The organism is Psychromonas ossibalaenae ATCC BAA-1528 (assembly GCF_000381745.1).
GTDB lineage: Bacteria > Pseudomonadota > Gammaproteobacteria > Enterobacterales > Psychromonadaceae > Psychromonas > Psychromonas ossibalaenae.
The window spans coordinates 1-21022 of sequence record NZ_KB907024.1 but is presented as its reverse complement, the minus strand read 5'-3'; the positions used below and the strand labels follow the sequence as shown (position 1 = coordinate 21022).

15 protein-coding genes and 1 tRNA gene are annotated in these 21022 nt (G+C 42.5%); 10 read left to right on the top strand and 6 right to left on the bottom strand.

Going from position 1 to position 21022, the window contains the following annotated elements; genetic code table 11:
- Positions 1-7 precede the first annotated feature (7 nt).
- On the top strand, positions 8-1108 hold the full coding sequence (locus G327_RS0120200; protein WP_019616625.1) for a flagellar basal body P-ring protein FlgI: 1101 nt from the start codon (positions 8-10) through the stop codon (positions 1106-1108).
- 69 nt (positions 1109-1177) lie between these two features.
- On the opposite strand, the gene G327_RS0120195 is transcribed toward G327_RS0120200, so the two are convergent.
- The gene (locus G327_RS0120195; RefSeq protein WP_026339466.1) at positions 1178-2497 is read right to left on the bottom strand and encodes a Na+/H+ antiporter family protein; all 1320 of its coding nucleotides are present in this window, start codon (positions 2495-2497) and stop codon (positions 1178-1180) included.
- A gap of 163 nt (positions 2498-2660) precedes the next feature.
- On the opposite strand from G327_RS0120195, the gene flgJ reads away from it, so the two are divergent.
- From flgJ to G327_RS0120175, 4 genes are all read left to right on the top strand, one after another.
- On the top strand, positions 2661-3713 hold the full coding sequence (flgJ, locus tag G327_RS0120190) for a flagellar assembly peptidoglycan hydrolase FlgJ (protein WP_245542714.1): 1053 nt from the start codon (positions 2661-2663) through the stop codon (positions 3711-3713).
- Positions 3706-5781, top strand: coding sequence for a flagellar hook-associated protein FlgK (flgK, locus tag G327_RS0120185; RefSeq protein WP_019616622.1), 2076 nt, complete (start codon positions 3706-3708; stop codon positions 5779-5781). Before flgJ ends, flgK begins: the two co-directional genes overlap by 8 nt.
- A gap of 131 nt (positions 5782-5912) precedes the next feature.
- A complete protein-coding gene (gene flgL, locus G327_RS0120180) occupies positions 5913-7421 on the top strand; it encodes a flagellar hook-associated protein FlgL (protein ID WP_019616621.1) in 1509 nt (502 codons plus the stop codon).
- A gap of 270 nt (positions 7422-7691) precedes the next feature.
- Entirely contained in the window at positions 7692-9701 is a 2010-nt protein-coding gene (locus G327_RS0120175; protein ID WP_019616620.1) for a flagellin N-terminal helical domain-containing protein, read from the top strand.
- 287 nt (positions 9702-9988) lie between these two features.
- Here G327_RS0120175 and G327_RS26270 read toward each other — a convergent pair whose 3' ends face one another.
- Entirely contained in the window at positions 9989-10858 is an 870-nt protein-coding gene (locus G327_RS26270; protein WP_169337254.1) for a GGDEF domain-containing protein, read from the bottom strand.
- 249 nt (positions 10859-11107) lie between these two features.
- Positions 11108-11692 (bottom strand): rhombosortase, encoded by a 585-nt coding sequence (gene rrtA, locus G327_RS0120165; protein ID WP_019616618.1) that lies wholly within the window; start codon positions 11690-11692, stop codon positions 11108-11110.
- A 31-nt stretch (positions 11693-11723) separates the two neighbouring features.
- Here rrtA and G327_RS0120160 point away from each other — a divergent pair, with 31 nt between their 5' ends.
- From G327_RS0120160 to G327_RS0120150, 3 genes are all read left to right on the top strand, one after another.
- Positions 11724-12338 carry a tRNA-uridine aminocarboxypropyltransferase gene (locus tag G327_RS0120160; protein WP_019616617.1) on the top strand — a complete coding sequence of 205 codons (615 nt, stop codon included), beginning with the start codon at positions 11724-11726 and terminating at the stop codon, positions 12336-12338.
- Positions 12338-12754 carry an alternative ribosome rescue aminoacyl-tRNA hydrolase ArfB gene (gene arfB, locus G327_RS0120155; protein WP_019616616.1) on the top strand — a complete coding sequence of 139 codons (417 nt, stop codon included), beginning with the start codon at positions 12338-12340 and terminating at the stop codon, positions 12752-12754. The genes G327_RS0120160 and arfB overlap by 1 nt, the downstream gene beginning before the upstream one ends.
- Positions 12755-12991: 237 nt before the next feature.
- Positions 12992-13315 (top strand): hypothetical protein, encoded by a 324-nt coding sequence (locus G327_RS0120150; protein WP_019616615.1) that lies wholly within the window; start codon positions 12992-12994, stop codon positions 13313-13315.
- 307 nt (positions 13316-13622) lie between these two features.
- On the opposite strand, the gene queC is transcribed toward G327_RS0120150, so the two are convergent.
- Positions 13623-14285, bottom strand: coding sequence for a 7-cyano-7-deazaguanine synthase QueC (queC, locus tag G327_RS0120145; protein WP_019616614.1), 663 nt, complete (start codon positions 14283-14285; stop codon positions 13623-13625).
- A gap of 81 nt (positions 14286-14366) precedes the next feature.
- On the opposite strand from queC, the gene queE reads away from it, so the two are divergent.
- Together queE and hrpA are read left to right on the top strand one after the other, a co-directional pair.
- A complete protein-coding gene (gene queE / locus G327_RS0120140; protein ID WP_019616613.1) occupies positions 14367-15044 on the top strand; it encodes a 7-carboxy-7-deazaguanine synthase QueE in 678 nt (225 codons plus the stop codon).
- Positions 15045-15121: 77 nt separating this feature from the next.
- Complete coding sequence (gene hrpA / locus G327_RS0120135; protein WP_019616612.1) at positions 15122-19009, top strand: ATP-dependent RNA helicase HrpA; 3888 nt, start codon at positions 15122-15124, stop codon at positions 19007-19009.
- Between the two features lie 137 nt (positions 19010-19146).
- Here hrpA and G327_RS0120130 read toward each other — a convergent pair whose 3' ends face one another.
- On the bottom strand, positions 19147-20784 hold the full coding sequence (locus G327_RS0120130) for a tetratricopeptide repeat-containing response regulator (protein ID WP_019616611.1): 1638 nt from the start codon (positions 20782-20784) through the stop codon (positions 19147-19149).
- 143 nt (positions 20785-20927) lie between these two features.
- A tRNA-Tyr gene (locus tag G327_RS0120125) sits at positions 20928-21011 on the bottom strand.
- Between the last annotated feature and the right edge of the window lie 11 nt (positions 21012-21022).

Genomic DNA, 21022 nt, shown 5'->3' with positions numbered 1-21022 from the left:
GTTTGCTATGCAGTTTACAATCAGATTACTTTTAAGTCTGCTTCTGCTGACGTTTTCGGGCGCTGGTTACAGCGCGCGCATTAAAGATATTGCCAGTGTTCAGGGGGTACGAAGTAATCAGCTGGTCGGTTATGGGTTAGTTGTTGGTCTACCGGGCACTGGTGAGAAAAGCAGTAAATTTACCGAGCAGGCGTTTGCAACTATGCTGCGTAATTTTGGTATTAATATTCCTGCGGGTCAGACGTTAAAGATTAAAAATGTTGCCCCGGTTGCTATCACAGCAGAATTAAAACCGTTTGCTAAACGAGGTCAAAAAATTGACGTCACGGTATCAGCGATTGGCGAGGCGAAAAGCCTGCGTGGCGGTGAGTTATTACAGACTTTCTTAAAAGGGGTTGACGGTAATGTTTATGCCCTTGCACAGGGCAGTTTAGTGGTCGGCGGTTTAGGTGCAGAGGGAGCAGACGGCTCAAAAGTTGTGATTAATACTCCGACTGTCGGACGCATATCCAACGGTGCGATTGTTGAACGGGAAGTTGTTTCGCCATTTTCTAAAGGGGATACGATAACCTTTAATCTGCATCAGTCTGATTTTACGACGGCCAAAAGAATGGCTGATATCATTAATAATTTAGTCGGGCCGAATACCGCAAGTTTATTAGACGCAACTTCTGTGCAGGTACTGGCGCCGCGTAATGTTTCTCAGCGGGTTTCTTATTTATCAACGCTGGAAAACTTAGAGTTTGAACCCGCCCGTTCAAATGCCAAAATTATTGTTAATTCCCGTACCGGTACAATTGTTGTTGGCCAGGATGTGAAATTACTGCCGACAGCGATTACTCATGGCGGTATCAGTGTAACAATTACTGAAAATAAAGAGGTATCTCAACCTAATGCATTTGCAGGTGGAAGAACAGAGGTCACTGATAACAGCACGATTAATGTTACTCAGGAAGACAGCCGTATGTTTAAATTTGATACCGGCATCAGCCTTAATGATTTAGTACGGGCAGTAAATGAAGTCGGCTTAGCACCTGGTGATTTAATGGCGATTTTAGAAGCGCTTAAACAGGCTGGTGCCCTGCAGGGCGAGCTGATTATTATCTAGAGGGCATAACAGCTAATAAAAAAGGGAAAGCAGTCTGTCTGCTTTCCCTTTTTCTTTACTGCGATAAAGTTATAAAGTCATTGCAGCAATCCAGCCGAATGCAATCAACGGCAGATTGTAATGAATAAAGGTAGGTACTACCGTATCCCAGATATGATCATGTTTTTCATCGGCATTAAGACCGGATGTCGGACCTAATGTGGAGTCCGATGCAGGAGAACCGGCATCACCTAGCGCAGCTGCTGTACCAACCAGGGCAATAGTAGCCATTGGCGAGAAGCCGAATGCGACAGCAAGCGGAACATATATTGTCGCGATAATTGGAATAGTTGAAAAAGATGAACCGATACCCATAGTGACCAGTAAACCAATAATCAGCATCAATAAGGCTGCTAACCCTTTGTTGTGACCAATGCTTGTGGAAAGCATTTCCACTAAGGTCTCAACGCCGCCTGTTGATTTCATTACAGCTGCAAAACCGGCTGCCGCAATCATAATGAAACCGATCATCGCCATCATGTGTACACCCTTAGTGAATACATCATGTGTTTCTTTCCAGGCGATAACCCCGCCGACAGTAAATACCACAAAACCGGCTAATGCACCGATAATCATCGACCCTGAGGTCAGCTGCGTTGCTAATGTAGCAACAATCGCAATGCAGGCAACGGTGATATGACGTTTATCTAATGTCTTAGTTTCAGACAGCTTAACTGGCTCTGTTACCGGGTAGTCACGAGGTTTTCGGTAACTGAAAAAGACCGCTATCAACAGACCCGTTACCATGCCTAAGGCAGGTAAAATCATTGCGCTTGGTACCTGGCTGGCGGTTACATCTAAGCCGTTGTCATGTAGGTTTTTTAATAAAATATTATGTAAAAAGATACCTCCGAATCCAACCGGAAGAACCATATACGGGGTGATTAAACCGAAGGTTAACACACAGGCAATTAAACGTCTGTCTAAGCGTAATTTAGTAAATACAGCCAGCAGCGGCGGAATTAAAATAGGAATAAAGGCGATATGTACCGGCACGATATTTTGTGACGCGATTGTCATCAGCAGAATTAAAGACAATACAGAATATTTAATGATATTGGATAACTGATCAGGGTGATGACCATGAATTCGCTTAATCACTGTTTGGGCCAGTAGATCAGTAATGCCTGATTTTGAAATAGCGACAGCAAATGCGCCTAGCATCGCATAACTTAATGCGATGGTTGCACCGCCTCCCAAGCCGCCTTCAAATGCACTGACCGTATCTGTTAATGACATGCCTGCGCTTAAACCGCCGATCATGGCGCTGAGCGTTAATGCCACGACGACATTGATGCGCATCAGTGACAGGGCAAGCATTACGCATACCGAGAGTAAAACCGGGTTAATCATAAATAGTCCTTATTTAGTAGAAAGTATAAAAAGCGTGCATCTTACGCGACTATTTGACCTGGCAAAAGTTAATTAACACATGTCACAAATTAACGCTCAAAAAATATGCAGGATAAATTAATGGCATTATTTTTGCTTGTTTGATGGTAACGGATAATAAATGAGGCTGACAATGGCTAATCAGGCAGTGACACAGGCAAGCAGTTACTTTGACTTACAAGGGTTGGACCAGCTGCGTCAACAAGCCCAGGGTAACGGCAAAGAAGCTGTTCGAGAGGTGGCAAACCAGTTCGAATCAATGTTTGCCTCTATGCTGATTAAATCTATGCGTCAAGCTAATGAAGCGTTTGAAACCGACAGCCCGTTTAATAACAGACAGACAAAATTTTATACCGACATGCAGGATAAGCAGTTAGCCCTTGATATCAGCCGTCACGGCTCGCTGGGGCTTGCAGATGCACTAGTGAGACAGCTTGATCCAAGCTCTATTATCGGGCCTGAGTCTGTGCCTCAGGAACAGTTAACTATGCCTGGCAGTGAAAAACAGCAGATGATTGATCTGCAAAAAGACTTAGGGCCTGTTGATTTAAACCCGGCAGATCGAATGAGTTTTTCACCGCGTAGGCCTGCAGAAAATAGAGAAGCAGCTGTGGATGAAAACATCCAGGCAGTCATTAATACCCGCCAGCCTGAGGCTGATAACGGCGGGAAACGGCCGGAATTTGCCGATAAAAAGTCATTTATTGAAACATTAATGCCCTATGCCAAAAAAGCGGCACAGGCATTAGGCATTGCTCCGGAAGTATTAGTTGCACAATCGGCATTGGAAACCGGCTGGGGCAAAAAGATTATTAATAGCGCAGATAATCAAAGCAGCTTTAACCTGTTTAATATTAAAGCCAATAAAAGCTGGCAGGGAGACAAGGTCGCCAAAGACAGTTTAGAAGTGGAAGGCGGGGTTGGTGTTAAGCGCCGTTCTAACTTCAGGGCCTACGGCAGTTTACAGGAGAGCTTTGCTGATTATCAGAACTTTATTTCTAAGAGTAAACGCTATCAGGAAGCGCTGCAGCAGGGCGAAGATTCACAGGCTTATATCGAAGAGCTGCAGCAGGCGGGTTATGCAACGGATCCGAAATATGCTGAAAAAATTAAAAAAATTATGCAGAACCAAGAATTTAAAGCAGTTTTAGCAGGAGGAGATTTCAATGGCTGATTTATTCCAAATCGGCTTGTCGGGCATTAACTCATCACAAGCCAGCCTTGCTACGACGGGCCACAATATTGCTAATATCAATACCGAGGGCTACTCACGGCAGACTGTTGAAGTTGCAACGGGCGGAGCGGATCGATTTGGTGAGTACTTTATCGGTCGAGGTTCAATTGTCGCCGGTATTGAACGTGCTTATGACAAATTTGCCTTTACTGAAAATATTATGAATACCTCTCAGTATAGCTACGCTAAGGAAGCATATACACAAGCAAATCAGTCAGATATGCTGCTGTCAGATGAAAGCACTGCGGCAACTAAGCCTGTACTGGCTGTTTTTGAGTCGGTGAACGGGGTGGCAGATCATCCTAATATGCTTGAGTCGCGGAAAGTATTTCTTGAATCTTCTGATAATATGGTTAATCAGTATAATCGTCTCTATGACAATATGGAGATTCAGTACAACAGTATTAATAATGATATTACCAATACGGCACAAACGATCACTACGCTTGCCGATAATCTTGCCAATATTAATAAGCAGATTTCAGCTGTTTTAGGCAGCGGCGGACAAAGCAATTCGAATGATCTTCTGGATCAACGCGATCAAGCCATTACGGAATTAAGCGAGTATGTTAATGTTTCTGTAGTGCCGGCTGATAACGGCATGGTGAATGTTTATATGGGAACCGGGCAGTCGCTGGTGATGGGCGGAGAATCTTTAAATGTGGTTGCAGTTAACGGTGATCCGGACCCTTCCCGTAAAGAGATGGCAATAAATGTTAACGGCAGTATCGTTAAAATGGACGGCAAGAGCTTAGGCGGTAAAGTTTCCGCATTATTTGATACCCGTACCAACGTAGTCGACCGTGCTTTTAATCAGCTGGGACAGAATGTAATCGGCTTGACCCATTCAATCAACGAACAGCAGAAACAGGGGCAGACACTCGAAGGTAAAATTGGTGAAGATCTGTTTAATGATATTAATTCGACTGAAACCATGAGAAACCGTGTACTGATGCATAATGACGGCCTGGGCAGCGCACAGCTGAGTGTACGTATTGATGATATCAGCCAGCTTTCACCGGATGATTATGAGCTGGTAGTAGACAGCTATGCTGTCGGGCCGCCGGAATTAATCGGATTTAGTGTGACTAATGAAACGACTGGTGCGACACAGGTGTTAGCGCCGATTGATTTGTCTGTGACTAAGCGTATTGAGATCCCCAACTCCGGGCTTAGTATCGGTGTTGACAGTATTACTGTGGCCGATCCGCCTCAGCCGGGCAAAGCTTTTACCCTGAGGCCGACGCGTTTAGCCGCTCAGGAAATGAGCCTGCAGCATAAAGATCCGGAGAAAGTTGCAGCCGCTGATGCTGAAATTAAAGTGGTTCCTGATGCTGCTAACACCGGAACGGCAGCACTGCGTACCAGCGCGATTAATAACCCGCTGGATCCTTTGTATATGGATGCAGATAATCCACTGCAGATTGTTGTTACGGGTAATGCTGCCGGAGTGATCACCTATGATATTGTTGATCAAAACGGTAATGCGGTAACTTTACCTGCTGGCTCGGCAAATACTTATACACCGGCAAAAGTGGTTGGTGATCCTCTGACAGGTTTGACGGTAACGCCGGATCTGTTAAGCGGAAAAGTGACGTTTTCTCTAGCAGGTGTTGATGTAGAGATGTATGCCGGAACGCCGGCTGCTGGCGATAAGTTTACTCTTAATTATAATGAAACCGGGGATGGTGATAACCGTAATATGATGGAAATTGCGGATCTGCAGAATAAGAAACTTATGAATAATAATAAAGCCACTTTTCAGGATGTATATAGTGGTATGTTATCTGAGTTAGGTGCTAAAACGGCCAATGCCGATGTAACGATGAAATCGACGGAGATTTTAAAAACTCAGTCTTTTGAACGGATTCAAAATACCAGCGGGGTGAATATGGACGAAGAAGCCGCTAATTTACTGCAGTATCAGCAGCACTACAGCGCGGCTGCTCGGGTTATCACTATTGCTGGTGAATTGTTCGATACCATTTTACAGGCTTCAAGAGGTTAATCTTTGGAAATTCCAGGCAAAGTAATTTACCTGGAATTTAGCCCCCCCTTATATTTATGAATTGGAATGATTTTTGCATCTTGTAACCTAGATTGAGTTTAAGGCTCATTAAAAGGATAAGAGAGGCAATTATGCGCATTTCCACCCAGGTTTTTTATCAACGCAGTACTGAAAGCGTGCTAACACAGCAGACCAAGCTGAGTCAGCAGAATATTCATTTGTCGACTCAAAAACGGGTTATCCATGGTTCGGATGATGCGGTTGCTATTTCTACTATTCAGCGTCTGAAACAAGATATTTCTCTTGGTGATCAATATATAAAAAATGGAGAGATGGGAGAAACGGCTAATGCGCTGGAAGAAACCTCGCTTGCGCAGGCCACTAATATCCTGCAGCGCACCCGTGAGTTATTAGTAACCTCCGGTAATGATACTTATAACGCCGAAAATCGTGAGGCGATTGCTAAAGAGTTAGAAAACCTGCGCGAAGAATTAATGGGGGTAGCGAATACTAAAGACGGTAACAGCCAGTATATATTTTCCGGTTTTGAAGTAGATACCCAGCCTTTTCAGAAAAATGAATTCGGCACCATTGAATACCATGGTGATAATGGTGACCGTTCTTATAAAGTTGGCCCTGGTGTGCTTGTACAGGGGAATGATTCCGGTTCTTCAGTGTTTACAAAAATAGCGGAAGGTAACGGCACTTTTGTTTCTGAAGGTAACAGTAATAATACTGGATCCGGTGTTATTGATGAAGCCTCGGTGATTGACAGTAAAGCCGCCAATGGCTTTTTAAGTGAAGATTATACCATTGCCATCACAGAGCCTGCACCCGGTGCAGATCCTGAATATTCAGTATATGGTTTAAAAGACGCAACTGTTACCGGCAGTGCAAATGTCAAAATTTCAAAAGTTGATTTAAACGACGCCAATATTGCCAATGTCAACCCCGCTAATACCTACCCGGATATAAACAGCGATATTAGCATTGAGTTTGTAGCAACAGCTGTTGCCACTGAGTTTGAGCTGCGTATTAACGGTCAGTCTTCTCTGCCTGCTGTATACGACAGTGCTAATACGACAGCTCAGGAGATAACCATTGACGGTATCTCCGTTGAGGTTGACGGCATACCTAATGCTGCCGATCAATATACGTTAACTAAATATGTTGCTCCGACCCTGTATACTGAAGGCCAGTCAATTGAGTTTAACGGTATTAAAACCGAGCTGAAAGGTAAGGTTGATGATTTAGATAACTTCACTTTACGTCAAAGCGAAGAAAAGGATATTTTTGCCACCATGCAGGATGCCATTGATACATTAAGGATGCCGGGTGAGGACGATGTGTCAAAAGCACAACGGGAAATGCGTCTGGATATGGCGCGCCATCAAATTGACAATACCATGACAAATGTATCCGGAGTACGTACATCGGTGGGGGCGCGTATGCGTACCATTGAAAACCAGCGGGAATCCACTCAGGATTTTAACCTCACGGCGAAAAAAAACCTCTCCAGTTTAGAGGATCTGGATATGGCAGCCGCCATTAGTGAATATCAACTGCAGATGAGCTTATTAGAGGTTACTCAACAGACTTTTGTGCAGATGCAGTCATTAAGTTTGTTTAAATTAATATAAAAACCACTCATTTTCATTGAGTTAAAAAGGAGGCAATTGTTTGCCTCTTTTTTTTTGCCTCTCGTTTACAGCTGCGTCAATATTTTTTTATCCCTATTTAATTGTTTAATACAAAACATAACTTGTTGTTTGTATGGTTAATACTTGGTGTTTTAAAAAGTTGGCATGGAACTCGCATTATAAACCTTGAGAGTAAAAATTGACGGTAATTAATACAGAAATTGCCGGTTTCCCGATCAAAGGGATAGAAAAGGAACTAAGGAGCAAGTTATGCCGCAAATGATTAATACGAACATAATGTCGCTGAATGCACAGCGTCAGTTAAATAAGAGTCAGCTCACGCAGAACGAAGCGATGGAGCGTCTATCGAGTGGTCTACGTATCAACAGTGCAAAAGATGATGCAGCCGGTCTGGCAATCGCAACAGGTATGGAATCACAAATTCGTGGTATTAACCAGGCCGTGCGTAATGCCAATGATGGTATTTCAATGTCGCAGACCGCAGAAGGTGCGATGGATGAAATGACCAATATTCTACAGCGTATGCGTGAACTTTCGATTCAGGCTGCCAATGATACCAACTCTTCATCAAACAGAGCGTCAATCCAGAAAGAGGTTGATCAGCTTTATGAAGAGTTAGACAGAATTTCAAATGTAACGCAGTTTAACGGCGTGAATTTATTAGACGGCAGCGGCGGCAGTACAACGCTGCAGATCGGGGCGAACTCCGGTGAACGACTCACTTTCTCAATTGATGCGGTAACTACAACGGATCTTAACTTAAATGCTGTATCTGGTTTAGGGGACCTTAATGGTGGTCGTGTAAGCGGTAATGCTCCATTGTTAAATGAAGTGGCTATAAACGGTGTTGATATTGCTTCTGCCGCGAGTGGTGCTGCTGATGATATTGCTACCGCCATTAATGCAAAACAGGGATTAACCGGGGTTAGTGCCAGTGCTTATAATATAGTTGAAGGTGCTGCCGGTATTGATGGAACTACTAACGGTAATTTAGTTATTAATGATGTTGTAATTGCAGCGACCTCCAGTGCACAAGACTTAGTTGATACTATTAATCGTGATGTAGGTGGCGTTACTGCCTCACTGAATAGTGATGGCGGATTAGTGCTCAGTAATGATACAGGTAAAGCAATTGATATCGGTGATAGTGACGCCTCATTGGCCCCTAATCCGAGCGCCGCTGATGCGGCAGCTGCTGCTGCAAGTATTGGTTTAGTGCAGGATAATTATCAAGGTTATGTTTCATTAACCAGTGCTGATGGAGCACCAGTTGAAGTTGGAGTAGGATCTGCAGCTACTGCTAGCGTTTCAGCTGTACAAGATTTAGGTTTTAATGTTTCAACCGGATCAGATGTTATTAAAGGCGGTCAGGTTGACAGTAATGCAATAACTGGAAATGACGGTATCACCATCAATGGTATTGAGTTAGGCGCTGTTACAGGTACATCAGCCTCAGATAAAGCCTTTGCAATTAATGCAATTTCAAATGAAACAGGTGTCACTGCAGCAGCCACAACCGTTGTTGAATATGAAGTAATTGTTTCAACACTAGCAGCAGAAGGCGCCGCAAACTTCACCATCAATGGTGCTTCTGTAGATGTTAGTGCAGTGGTAAGTTTAGATGATGTTGTAACAGCTATTAACGGTTCTGGTATTCAAGGTGTGGTTGCATCGGCTGATAATACAACGGGCCGTTTAGTATTAACCTCGCAGTCAGGTAATGATGTTAATGTTACAACAGTTACTGCCGACCCGTTCAACGATAAAACTGGAGTATCTGTTGATACTAATGCTGCTGGAGGTGTAACAACTCGTGGCGAAATCACCTTAACTGGTCAAGATGGCCAGGATGTAACTATAAGCAGTACGGCAACTTCTCAAGTATTACAGGAAGCTGCTTTTGATAAGCTTGGCCTAACTGATATGGGGGGCAACAGTGGCGCAATCGGCAAAGGGTTAAGTGTTAATACAGCTGCTAATGCCAGTAACTCGATTAACCGTATTGATGATGCACTAAGTAAAATATCCGACTCGCGTGCTAACCTCGGTGCGATTCAAAACCGTTTAGGCTCTACTATTTCTAACTTAGAAAATGTATCGCAAAACTTATCGGGTGCTAAATCACGGATTTATGACGCAGATTTTGCAGCTGAAACGTCGAAAATGAGTAAAGCGCAGATCCTGCAGCAGGCGGGTACTTCAATGCTTGCTCAGGCTAATGCAAGTACACAAAATGTATTATCATTATTACAAGGTTAATAATATTGATACATGGTGGTCGACTTTAATTAGTTAAACCACTACAGGCAAAATGGGTGAAGATTTCCTTGGTTTTTACTCTCATTTTCTCCTCTGTTCTCACCCATTTAAAGACAGCCTAGGCTGTCTTTTTCGGTTTATATCGCCTTATTTTATACAGCTATACTCCAGTTTTTTGTCTTCCTTAACTTATTAATAAGTACTGTGCAGAATTAAGTGTCAACTGTTTGCCGAACTTGTCGCTATCTGGTGATGCGGCTGCTCAGTAAGAAATTAATCGTCTAAATTTAAATGCAGTGGATAACTTGATTACGTCCGCTTTTTTTAGCCTGATATAAAAGCTCGTCGCAAGCTTTATAGGCATACTGTTCGCTGATGATCTGCTGCGGCTTTATGGTAAAGAGCCCTGCTGATATGGTTAGGTAAGCGGATACCTGGCTGTCTCTATGGGGGATCTGCAGCTGCTCAATTATTTTTATTATATTTTCAGTTACAGTAACAGCATCCCGCTCTTTTTTTACTTGGAATAAAAGAGCGAATTCTTCACCGCCAAGCCTAAATACGGCATCATTAGAGCGCTGCATTCCTTCCTGTAACTGCTGGGCAACTTTAATTAGAGCAAAGTCTCCCTCCTGGTGTCCGTAGGCATCGTTATAATGTTTAAAATAATCAATATCAAGTATCACAAAGGCTAATATGTTTTTATTGCGTTTCGCGGTATTTATCTCTTTAGTAAAAACACTGTCAAACTGTCGGCGATTATAAAGTCCGGTTAATCCGTCTGTTTGACTGATTATTTCTAGCTTTTTTTGTGTATCAGCTAATTTATTAAGTGTGGCCGATATTGACCATTCAGAGAGGTAAGAAAAGAAGAGGGATGTGAGAGCAATAAAAGTAAAGCGTATAAACTCTAATATTCCCAGATTATGGCCAACCCAGGTAAATAACATTGGCAGTAAAATTAATAGATAAATACCTGTAAATATTAAGCCGTTTTTATGCCCGTAAACAATCATACAGATATAAATATATAAGAATGACCAGGTGGCAGAATAATTCTGTCCTTTATTGATATAAATAATGAATAACAGGCCGCTGCCCATAAACAGCGTGAACAGGATAATAAGCAGTGATTTTTGTTTGTTAAATATAGCCATACTGATGGACAAAATTGACAATAACAGGCTGCAGCCGTAAAACAGCGCTGTATTGCCTGAATAAAGGTGCCCAGCAGTAAAAAGAGCGAGGCCTATCAGGGAAAGATAAATAATAAAATTAGCTGTTATATTTGCTCTGTATTCGACAGGATCTTTATACGCGAGTAATTTCAAAGGAATGTTTGCCCAGTTTATCATTGCTCGTAAAGTCCCCTTTATACAAAATCACATTGTAGCAGAGAAGTTTTGTCACCTGTCTTTTGTGGTGTCTTTTTGCCTTAAAAATGATTTGTGTGTGATGTAAAAGGCGGTGCCGGCAAGTGCACCATAGGCATGAGCGTTAACCATCACCTGTGCGCCGATTAAGTCAATAGTACTTTGCTGTGCGCCATAAACCTGTTCATAGATTATTTTACCAAGCAGGCCAATACCAAGCAGGTAACCCCAGCGATCCTTATTATTGATATCTGCAGCCGCCCCGTAGCTAAACAATCCGTGTAAAACGCCTGATAATCCGACATACCAGATAACATCTGCTTCAAAGAAAAATAGGCATAAGCTGACAAAAAAGCTGTTAAAAATAATGATAGGCCATAATCGTGTTGTTTTAAAAGTATCGAGAAACAGCACGACAGTAATGATTAAACCTGCGAGGTTCATCAGCAGGTGATTGAGGTTTGTATGGCAGAAAGTCGCGCTCAATAGACGCCAAACTTGGCCTTCAGCAATACCTGTGTGGTAATATGCAAGAAACTGACTTGCCTGCGGTTCAAAGAGATAAACGACAGTTGATATTAATATTATCAATGTCATTTCGATAATTCGCTCGCGCATGAATTTCCTTTTCTACTATGAGGTTTTATTAATGAGTAAAAGAGCCGTTTGTAAACGCTGCTCAAAAGCTGCATCGGCCTGTATTTGTGCCACGATTAAGTCGATTGATAATCAACACTTTTTACATATATTGCAAGATCCTAGTGAAGAAAAAAAAGCAGTGGGCACCGCACGAATTTTAGATCTGTCGTTAAAACGCTCAAAAATCAGCATAGGAGAACAGTTTAATGCTGCTATGTTTGATTTAGCTAACAGCTATCTGGTTTTTCCTGATGAATCTGCTGTTCCAGCTCAGCAGCTTTTACACAGTAGAGATATTAACTGTAACAGTCAGTTTATCTTACTCGACGGCAGTTGGAAAAAAGCCTACAAATTATTAATGAGTAACCCGTTTTTACAAGCTCTGCCGAAAGTATCAATTAATATTGATCAGAAAAGTGCTTATCGGATTCGCAAATCACCGCGTGAAGACGGCTTATCAACGGTTGAAGCTGGATATTATCTGTTATCACAATTAGAAAATAACAGTGAAAAGTTTAAACCCTTGCTAGACAGTTTTGCTTATATGATTGATTATCAGATTTCGAAAATACCAGCAGAGATATATCAGAAAAATTATGTCGATAAACAAGAAGAACAAAAGTAATGCTAAAAATATCAAGCGGTGTTGAAATCGCCGACTGGCAGATCGAGCTGACAGCGATTCGCGCACAAGGTGCCGGTGGACAGAATGTTAATAAAGTATCCAGTGCGATCCATTTACGCTTTGATATTAAGTCATCAACGCTGCCGCCGTTTTATAAAGAACGATTATTGAAAATATCGGATAGTCGTATTACCAGCGACGGAGTGATTATTATTAAGGCTCAGAAGCATCGTACCCAGGAAAAAAACCGCAGCGATGCATTAGAACGCTTGAAAGAGTTGATACTGTCAGCGGTGATAGTGCAGAAAGCACGGCGGGCCACAACGGCAACACGAGGTTCACAGCGACGTCGTATGGATAAGAAAACCCAGCGCGGGCAAACGAAAAATATGCGCAGTAAGAAGATTGATTATTAACTTTTATTTTCGTTAACATCTCGTTTTACCTGTCATTTTTTTATCTGCTTTACCTGCAGATTCATACTGCTTTAATCACGCAGAGAGGATGTTTTTATCGGTTTTTTTGCCTAACTTCATATAAAATAAAAGATTAAATACACTCTACAGAGTGTTCTTAGAGGCTAAAAGGATTTTATCGACCTCACTTAATAAGACGTCAGGACGCATTTCACGTCGAGTATTTTTTGAAAGAAAATGAAAACCTACATCTATAGAGAAGTAAAATTAAGTTTACAAAATTCAGATAATTTCAGTGAAGATGGTTTAGCCCGTGCTAAAAAAATGGTCGCAGGCATGTTAGACAAAGGCATTGAGCCAAGTTCCATGCATTTGATATTTAGTCGAGACGGATTTATCTGTGAAAATTCGCAGGCTGACGGCAATGTATTAGAAATTAGACAAACGAGTGCAGGAGAGGGGAAGTTCTGGGTTCCTAAGCAAAAAAAACGCAGCCGTTATACCGGCACCTTTTTATTAATTAGTTTGTTTCTTCTTGCAATTATTGCAGAGTTTAAGTGACCTTGCGTTCTGTTTAAAAAGACTATCGCTCCACTCTAGCTTATTGAATATATATCGTTCCGCACGCCCTGTTTGGGAGTGCTGGATTTATTCTTGCTACTGATGGTATTGCTTTCACTATTGGAGTAACACGCAGTCAGAGGCGAAAATACCAACAATGAATGTTACACCATCAGCTATCAGCGAAAGCCTGCGAAAAAACAAATCCGCAACACTGTTTTAAAGTTTAGAGGTATCAATAGCACAAACAAAAAAGCGATAACCACTTACATGATTACCGCTCTTAAAATTGTGTATAGAATAAAAATTAATCTTCGTAGGGAACCGGGTCGGTAACACCGTTAGCTGCAAATGCTTCAAGGCGTTCAACACATGAACCACACTCACCACAGGCTTTTTCCCGGCCGTTATAACAAGTCCAGGTTTTGCCGTAATCAAGACCCATTGCTAAACCGTCTTTTAAAATACCAATTTTATCGCTGTTTAAATATGGCGAGAAAATTTCAGTTTTTTCATAATTAGCAATAGCGGCCACATCATTCATCTTTTCAACAAACTCAGGGCGGCAGTCTGGGTAGATAGCATGGTCGCCGGAATGTGCGCCGTAATAAACTTTTTCTGCTTTAATTGAAACAGCATAACCAATCGCTAAAGAGAGTAGAATCATATTTCGGTTAGGTACAACCGTGGTGAACATGTTCTCTTCCTGGTAGTGACCCAATGCCACATCAATTGAGTCATCAGTTAATGAAGAGCCGCCGATTAATTCATTAATTGCTGAAATATCAATAACCTTATGTTCAACGCCAAGTTCTTTACAAACAGAGCGTGCCACATCTATCTCTTTGATATGGCGCTGCCCATAATCAAATGTTAGTGCGTAAGGTGTTAAACCCTGCTGAATTGCTTTGTGCAGAACCGTGTATGAATCCATTCCGCCGGAATAAATGACAACCACTTTTTTGTTCATAATATTTGTATTTCCTACTATATTCATTTATAAAGCTGGTCATCTAAATTTTGACCAATTATTAAAGAGTATAATACGCCAATGCATCCGAACTACAAAGTAAATGAATTATTTCAGACCATACAAGGTGAAGGTTTTTATACCGGAGTACCGGCGATCTTTGTGCGGCTGCAGGGCTGTGATGTCGGCTGTGCCTGGTGTGATACCAAACACACCTGGGAAATAGCTCCCAATAAACAGAGCGCTTTAAACCTGTTAACCGACCGCAGTAATGAATCAGACCGCTGGGCTGATGTGAGTGCACAGGATATTGTAGATGAAATCAAACGATTAGGTTATACGGCTAAATTAGTGGTGATCACCGGCGGAGAACCATGCATGGCTGATCTGCGCGAATTAACGCATCTGTTACATGAATTTGGTTTTCAGACTCAAGTTGAAACCAGCGGCACCTACCCGGTTTTAGTGGATGCTTGTACCTGGGTGACTCTTTCACCCAAAGTAAAAATGCGCGGCGGCAAAGTAGTATTACAGTCGGCACTTGAACGTGCTAACGAAATCAAGCATCCGGTTGGTACAGAAAAGGATATAGAGCAGCTGGATGAGTTGTTATCGCAGCTTAAATCGACAAGAAATAAAACCATCTGCCTGCAGCCTATTTCGCAAAAGCCAAAAGCAACTGCTTTATGCAGCCGTATTTGTATCGAACGTAACTGGCGTTTATCGGTACAGGTGCATAAGTATCTTGGTATTGATTAACTGCCGTTAGTTTTATCCTGTCTTTTTTCCTTTCGCCTTGCTAGGATCATTTTTTTGATCCTTGCTAGGTATTCGTTTTGACCATTTCTGCTTCTACTTTAAAAAAACATCTCTCTAAGGTCTTATATAAAGACCAGTTTCGTTTAGCGCGCCGCATTGACGGTGCTGCAAAACTGGCAACGCCGGAAAAAGTAGAGCAGACCTTAACGAAAATTGCCATTGATATTCAAGTGTCGATGGATACACGTAAGCGCCGCTTTGATAATCTGCCCGAGGTAAGTTACCCGGATCTTCCTGTTAGTCAGAAAAAAGATGAAATAGCTGAAGCTATTCGTGATAATCAGGTCGTCATTATTGCCGGTGAAACCGGCTCCGGTAAAACTACGCAGATTCCTAAAATCTGTTTAGAGTTAGGCCGCGGTGTCAGCGGTCTGATTGGTCATACGCAGCCGAGACGTCTAGCTGCGCGCACCGTTGCTAATCGTATTGCTGAGGAGTTAGATTCAACTCTGGGAGAAACTGTTGGTTACCGTGTTCGTTTTACCGATAAAGTCAGCGAGCAGTCTTATATTAAGCTGATGACTGACGGTATTTTATTAGCGGAGATTCAAAACGACCGCTTTTTAAGCCAGTACGACACCATTATTATCGATGAAGCGCACGAGCGCAGCTTAAATATCGATTTCTTATTAGGTTACTTGAAACGCCTGCTGCCGCGTCGTCCGGATCTTAAAGTTATTATTACCTCGGCAACTATTGACCCGGAACGTTTTGCTCAACATTTTACTGATCGTAATGGTAAAAAGGCGCCTATTATTGAAGTATCAGGGCGCACTTTCCCCGTTGAAACCCTGTATCGTTCCCTGGAAGATTATGCCGGCGGCGACCAGATCGAAGGTATCTTTAATGCCGTTGATGAACTACAGCGCTTAGGGCGCGGCGATATTCTTATTTTTATGAACGGAGAGCGTGAAATTCGCGATACCGCAGAAGCATTAACACGTCGTAAATTACGGGATACCGAAGTCCTGCCCCTGTTCGCCCGCTTGAGTGTTGCAGAGCAGAACCGCATATTCCAGTCTCATCGCGGCCAGCGCATAGTCTTAGCAACCAATGTAGCAGAAACCTCGCTGACTATTCCGGGCATTAAATATGTTATTGATACCGGCACGGTGCGCATCAGCCGCTACAGTTACCGTACCAAAGTGCAGCGCCTGCCGATTGAACCTATTTCTCAAGCCAGTGCTAATCAGCGTAAAGGGCGCTGCGGACGTGTCAGCGAAGGTGTATGTATCCGCCTTTATGATGAAGATGATTTCCTGTCTCGTCCTGAATTCACGGATCCGGAGATTCTGCGTACCAACCTTTCTTCGGTTATTCTGCAGATGCTCTCCTTAGGACTTGGCGAGTTAAATAAATTTCCTTTTGTGCAGCCGCCGGAAGACAGAAATATTAAAGACGGTTTATCGTTATTAGAAGAGTTAGGTGCGGTTGATCTGAATGTTAAGGATCCGCGCAAAAAATTGACACCGCTTGGTAGACAACTGGCTAAACTGCCCGTTGACCCGCGTTTAGCGCGTATGATACTGGCTGCCGGTAAGTTTGGCTGTGTGCATGAAGTGATGGTGATAAGTGCCGCATTAAGCATTCAGGATCCCCGTGAGCGCCCCATGGATAAGCAGCAGGCATCAGATGAAAAACACCGCCGCTTTTTTGACAAAGACTCGGATTATATGGCCTTTGTTAATCTTTGGAATTATCTCAAAGAGCAGCGTAACGAACTGTCCAGTAATCAGTTTAGGAAAATGTGTCAGAAAGAGTTTCTAGCTTATATGCGCGTACGTGAATGGCAGGATATTTACGCGCAAATTAAGCAGGTAACCGATGAGCTGGACATTAAAGTTAATCAACAGCCGTCGAACTTTGATGCTGTCCATCAGGCTTTATTAGCCGGGTTGTTGTCACATATTGGTTTTAAAGATAAAGAAGCAGAATACCTTGGAGCGCGTAACAGTAAGTTCTTTATGTTTCCCGGTTCCGGTTTATTTAAAAAACAGCCTAAATGGGCGATGGTTGCTGAGCTGGTGGAAACTTCAAAGCTGTTTGGGCGTATTGCCGCGCGTATTAAACCTGAATGGGTTGAACAGCAGGCACAGCATCTTATTAAGCGCAGTTATAACGAACCACACTGGCAGAAAAAGTCCGGGGTTGTAGGGGCGTTTGAGAATCAAATCTTATACGGTCTGCCGATTGTTACGAAACGTAAAGTGACTTATACAAAGATTGATCCGGTTTTATGCCGTGAGTTGTTTATTCGTCATGCGTTAGTGGAAGGGGAGTTTATTACCCGTCACCAGTTCTTTAAGGACAATCAGGCTTTATTAGAGGATATCGAAGAGTTAGAGCATAAGTCCCGTCGCCGCGATATTTTAGTCGATGATGAAACCCTGTATTATTTTTATGATCAGCATATTCCCAGCAATGTGGCCAGCGCTAAACAGTTTGACAGCTGGTGGAACAGAGAAAAGAAAAAGAATCCTGAACTATTAAATTACCAGCGTGAGCAGGTGATGGCGCACGGCGCAGATAAAGTGACGGCCAATGCTTATCCGGATTTCTGGCAGCAGGGACCGTTTAAACTTAAATTGAGTTATGCTTTTGAACCGGGTACAAAACAAGACGGGGTAACTGTTGATGTCCCCCTTGCACTGCTTAATCAGGTACAGGGTACTGGCTTTGACTGGCAGATACCGGCATTACGTGAAGAGTTATTAATTGCGCTGATTAAAACCCTGCCTAAAACCCTGCGCCGTAACTTTGTGCCTGCACCTAATTATGCAGAAGCTGCCATGGCGGTGATGGAGCCGTTAAAAATGCCGTTATTAGAGGCATTTGAGAAACAGCTGCTGCGAATGACCGGTGTAATAATTCCTGAAAAATCTTGGGATATAAGTGTCTTACCAGCGCACCTTAAAATGAACTTTAATGTTATTAATGATAACGGCAAGAGTGTTGCATTAGGCACTGATCTGGCATTACTGCAGCATGAATTAAAAGGTGAGGTAAAAGAGACACTTTCTAAAGTATCTAAGCAGGGGATTGAAAAAACGGATTTGGTTGAATGGAATTTCGGTAAGCTGCCGACCTCATTCAGCAAAAATCACGGCGGTTATGAAGTCAAAGCATTTCCTGCACTGGTTGATAAAAATAAAAGTGTAGCGATTGAGTTGTTTGACAGTCAGGAAAAAGCGCTTCGTGCTAATCAGAATGGTTTACGCCGTTTAGTGCTTTTGAATGTACCTTCGCCGATTAAATATTTACAGCAGAGCCTGCCTAATAAAGCCAAATTAGGGCTTTATTTTAACCCCTTCGGACAGGTAAAGGACCTTATTGATGACTGCATAGCTTGTGCAGTGGATGCAATATTAAAAGAAACTAAACCTGCACAGAACGAAGATGAATTTGAAGCTCAGAAAGAAAAAGTGCGGGCAGAGCTGGCTGACCGTACGCTGGTGATCACACAATTAGTGGAAGAGGTATTAACTCTGGCGCACGCTGTCAATAAGAAGCTCAAAGGCAAAGTTGATTTAACTATGCTGGTGGCACAGGGAGATATCAAATCGCAGCTGCAGCGTCTTATTTTTCCGGGATTTGCCTGTCAGATAGGTGAAGCTAAGCTGCCTGATCTGAAACGCTATTTAACGGCACTTGAAAAGCGTCTAGAAAAATTACCGGTGAACCCGACTCAGGACCGTCTTCATACCATTGCCGTTAGTGAGCTGGAAACGCGTTATAGCGCTTTATGTAAAACCATGATGACCAATGAGAAAGAGCATGCACAATTAGCTGAAATATACTGGATGATGGAGGAGTTAAGGGTGTCTTTCTTTGCGCAGCAGCTGGGCACTGCTTATCCTATTTCTGAGAAGCGCATTAAATTAAAACTGGCTGAGCTGAAAGGTTAGTTATTTAGGTGCTTTGAGCTTTCGTTATCGTTAAGCACGCTTTTCTGGTAAACGGGGGTTAGCTGACAGGTACAGCTTATCCTGTGTCTGAGAAGCGTGTTTAGTTAAAACCGGTAGAGCTAAAAGGATAGGATTAGTTATTTTGATACTTTGAGTTCAGCTAAGTCATGTTTGAGCTCTTGGTAGCGTTTGGCATGTTCTTCCGGCAAACGGGTATTGCTTAGCAGATTCAAGCTTGTCTGGCATTTAGTTAACAGCACCTGCCTTTCTTCATTCTGAGTTTGTTTAAGCAGCTGCAGATACACTTGAATACGGTTGAGCAATGCGCCAGAGTTAAGTGATTCGAGTTTCAATGCCTGATTGAAATGCTCAAGCGCGCTGTCGTATGATTTTTTCTTGAATGCCTGTATACCCTGTCTATTATGTTCCTTAAAGGTTTGTATACGTAACTCAAGGGCTTCTCCTGTCTGTTTGTTTATCGAGATCTGAGTGCTGGGATCTATTATATCGCGCTGCTTCAGTTCTTCTAAATACGGTGCTGCATAATCAAATTCACCGATATCTAATAATGAAAAAAGGCTTTCGCATAAGAATGTCGTATCTAGGTCGGCAACCTTGGTTTCGCTGCTTTGCAGGGTACTTAAAATTCTGCGTTTGGCTCTTAGCGGCTCATCAATCGCCATAGATATTTTAGCCTGACAGATTTCATCAAAGCCGTTGAAGTCAAAATTATGGTTTCGTCCCTCCTCAAAACGGCTCTGATATAGTGCGGAGTTAACTTGTTTTAATATCAGTTTACGCTCACTTATATCTTCCTGTTCCTTGGCATAGTCAATTATGCTTCGGATATAATTGGCTAAATGACAGGGGTCAGGATAAAACGAATTACGGCTGAGTTGTAAAATAGCGGAATAGCTGCTGAGCATTATTTTATGCTCATTCATTTCGTTGGCCAGCAGGGCAACTTCTTGATGGCGCTCAATGCTGTGGTTGGTCATATTAGCTGCGTGAGTGAGGATATTAAGTGCTTTATTTAGATCGCCGTTTTCCTGGTAGGAGCGTGCTAACCATTGATAGGCTTCCATCTGCAGCGGCGTATTATAGATGGTCTCTTTTAAAAGCTTGATGGCTTCCGGGTATTTCTTCTGCAGATAATAAGCTTTACCTAAACTGATGCTGGCACGAACCAGAGGGCGTTTCTCAACCAGAGGTTTTAATATTTTTTCAGCCGCCTCGAATTCCTGAGTCTGAATAAAAATATCTGCAAGCAGGTTTTTGCACAGGCCGCGAAACTTCGGTGCGCTGTTGATTTTCTCCCGGCATAGTGTAATAGCTTTTGAGTACTCTTGATCTTCTAATGCTTGGAATATATCTGTTAATACCGCTTTTTTCTGTGATGCTTTGGTCAGGCGGTTAAATAACTGGGTTTGTGAAAAAGGCTTCATTAAATAATCATCGGGCGATTTTTCAATGGCGGTCAGCACCATACCTTTGTTGTTATCGCCGGTAATTATAAAACATAAAGCAGTGCTTGGAATAAGTTGATTATTGCGTAGGTAATCCAGTAACTGTGCCCCGTTTTTCCCCGGTCCTAGATTGTAATCAATGAGGTAGACATCAAATTCTCTATGGTGCGCAAGCTTAACCGCACTTTCAGCATTTTCTGAAAAAGTGATTTTTTTGGCGCCTTGATTGGTCAGCATTGTTTTCAGCATGATATGGAATGCTTTTTGATCATCGACAATCAGAATGCTTTTATTTTTGTAGCTGAACATTGATTATTCACTTCCGCAGTTACTTTAACTACTAAGTGTAGAGAATCGCGCCTGAGAGTTAAACGCTAATAGTAAGAGAATTGTTAATAAGAGACATTGGATATATAAAGGGTAAAGCAGGAGAATTAAAGTGAAGATTGAAATGGTGGAGGGAGGTGGATTCGAACCACCGAAGCTTACGCGGCAGATTTACAATCTGCTCCCTTTGGCCACTCGGGAACCCCTCCGTCATTTCGCG

What these genes read in the sequence shown, in the direction of transcription:
- G327_RS0120200 (WP_019616625.1), top strand. Translation starts at nt 8, where the DNA reads ATGCAGTTTACAATCAGATTACTTTTAAGTCTGCTTCTGCTGACGTTT.
- flgJ (WP_245542714.1), top strand. Translation starts at nt 2,661, where the DNA reads ATGAGGCTGACAATGGCTAATCAGGCAGTGACACAGGCAAGCAGTTAC.
- flgK (WP_019616622.1), top strand. Translation starts at nt 3,706, where the DNA reads ATGGCTGATTTATTCCAAATCGGCTTGTCGGGCATTAACTCATCACAA.
- flgL (WP_019616621.1), top strand. Translation starts at nt 5,913, where the DNA reads ATGCGCATTTCCACCCAGGTTTTTTATCAACGCAGTACTGAAAGCGTG.
- G327_RS0120175 (WP_019616620.1), top strand. Translation starts at nt 7,692, where the DNA reads ATGCCGCAAATGATTAATACGAACATAATGTCGCTGAATGCACAGCGT.
- G327_RS26270 (WP_169337254.1), bottom strand. Translation starts at nt 10,858, where the DNA reads ATGGCTATATTTAACAAACAAAAATCACTGCTTATTATCCTGTTCACG.
- rrtA (WP_019616618.1), bottom strand. Translation starts at nt 11,692, where the DNA reads ATGCGCGAGCGAATTATCGAAATGACATTGATAATATTAATATCAACT.
- G327_RS0120160 (WP_019616617.1), top strand. Translation starts at nt 11,724, where the DNA reads ATGAGTAAAAGAGCCGTTTGTAAACGCTGCTCAAAAGCTGCATCGGCC.
- arfB (WP_019616616.1), top strand. Translation starts at nt 12,338, where the DNA reads ATGCTAAAAATATCAAGCGGTGTTGAAATCGCCGACTGGCAGATCGAG.
- G327_RS0120150 (WP_019616615.1), top strand. Translation starts at nt 12,992, where the DNA reads ATGAAAACCTACATCTATAGAGAAGTAAAATTAAGTTTACAAAATTCA.
- queC (WP_019616614.1), bottom strand. Translation starts at nt 14,285, where the DNA reads ATGAACAAAAAAGTGGTTGTCATTTATTCCGGCGGAATGGATTCATAC.
- queE (WP_019616613.1), top strand. Translation starts at nt 14,367, where the DNA reads ATGCATCCGAACTACAAAGTAAATGAATTATTTCAGACCATACAAGGT.
- G327_RS0120130 (WP_019616611.1), bottom strand. Translation starts at nt 20,784, where the DNA reads ATGTTCAGCTACAAAAATAAAAGCATTCTGATTGTCGATGATCAAAAA.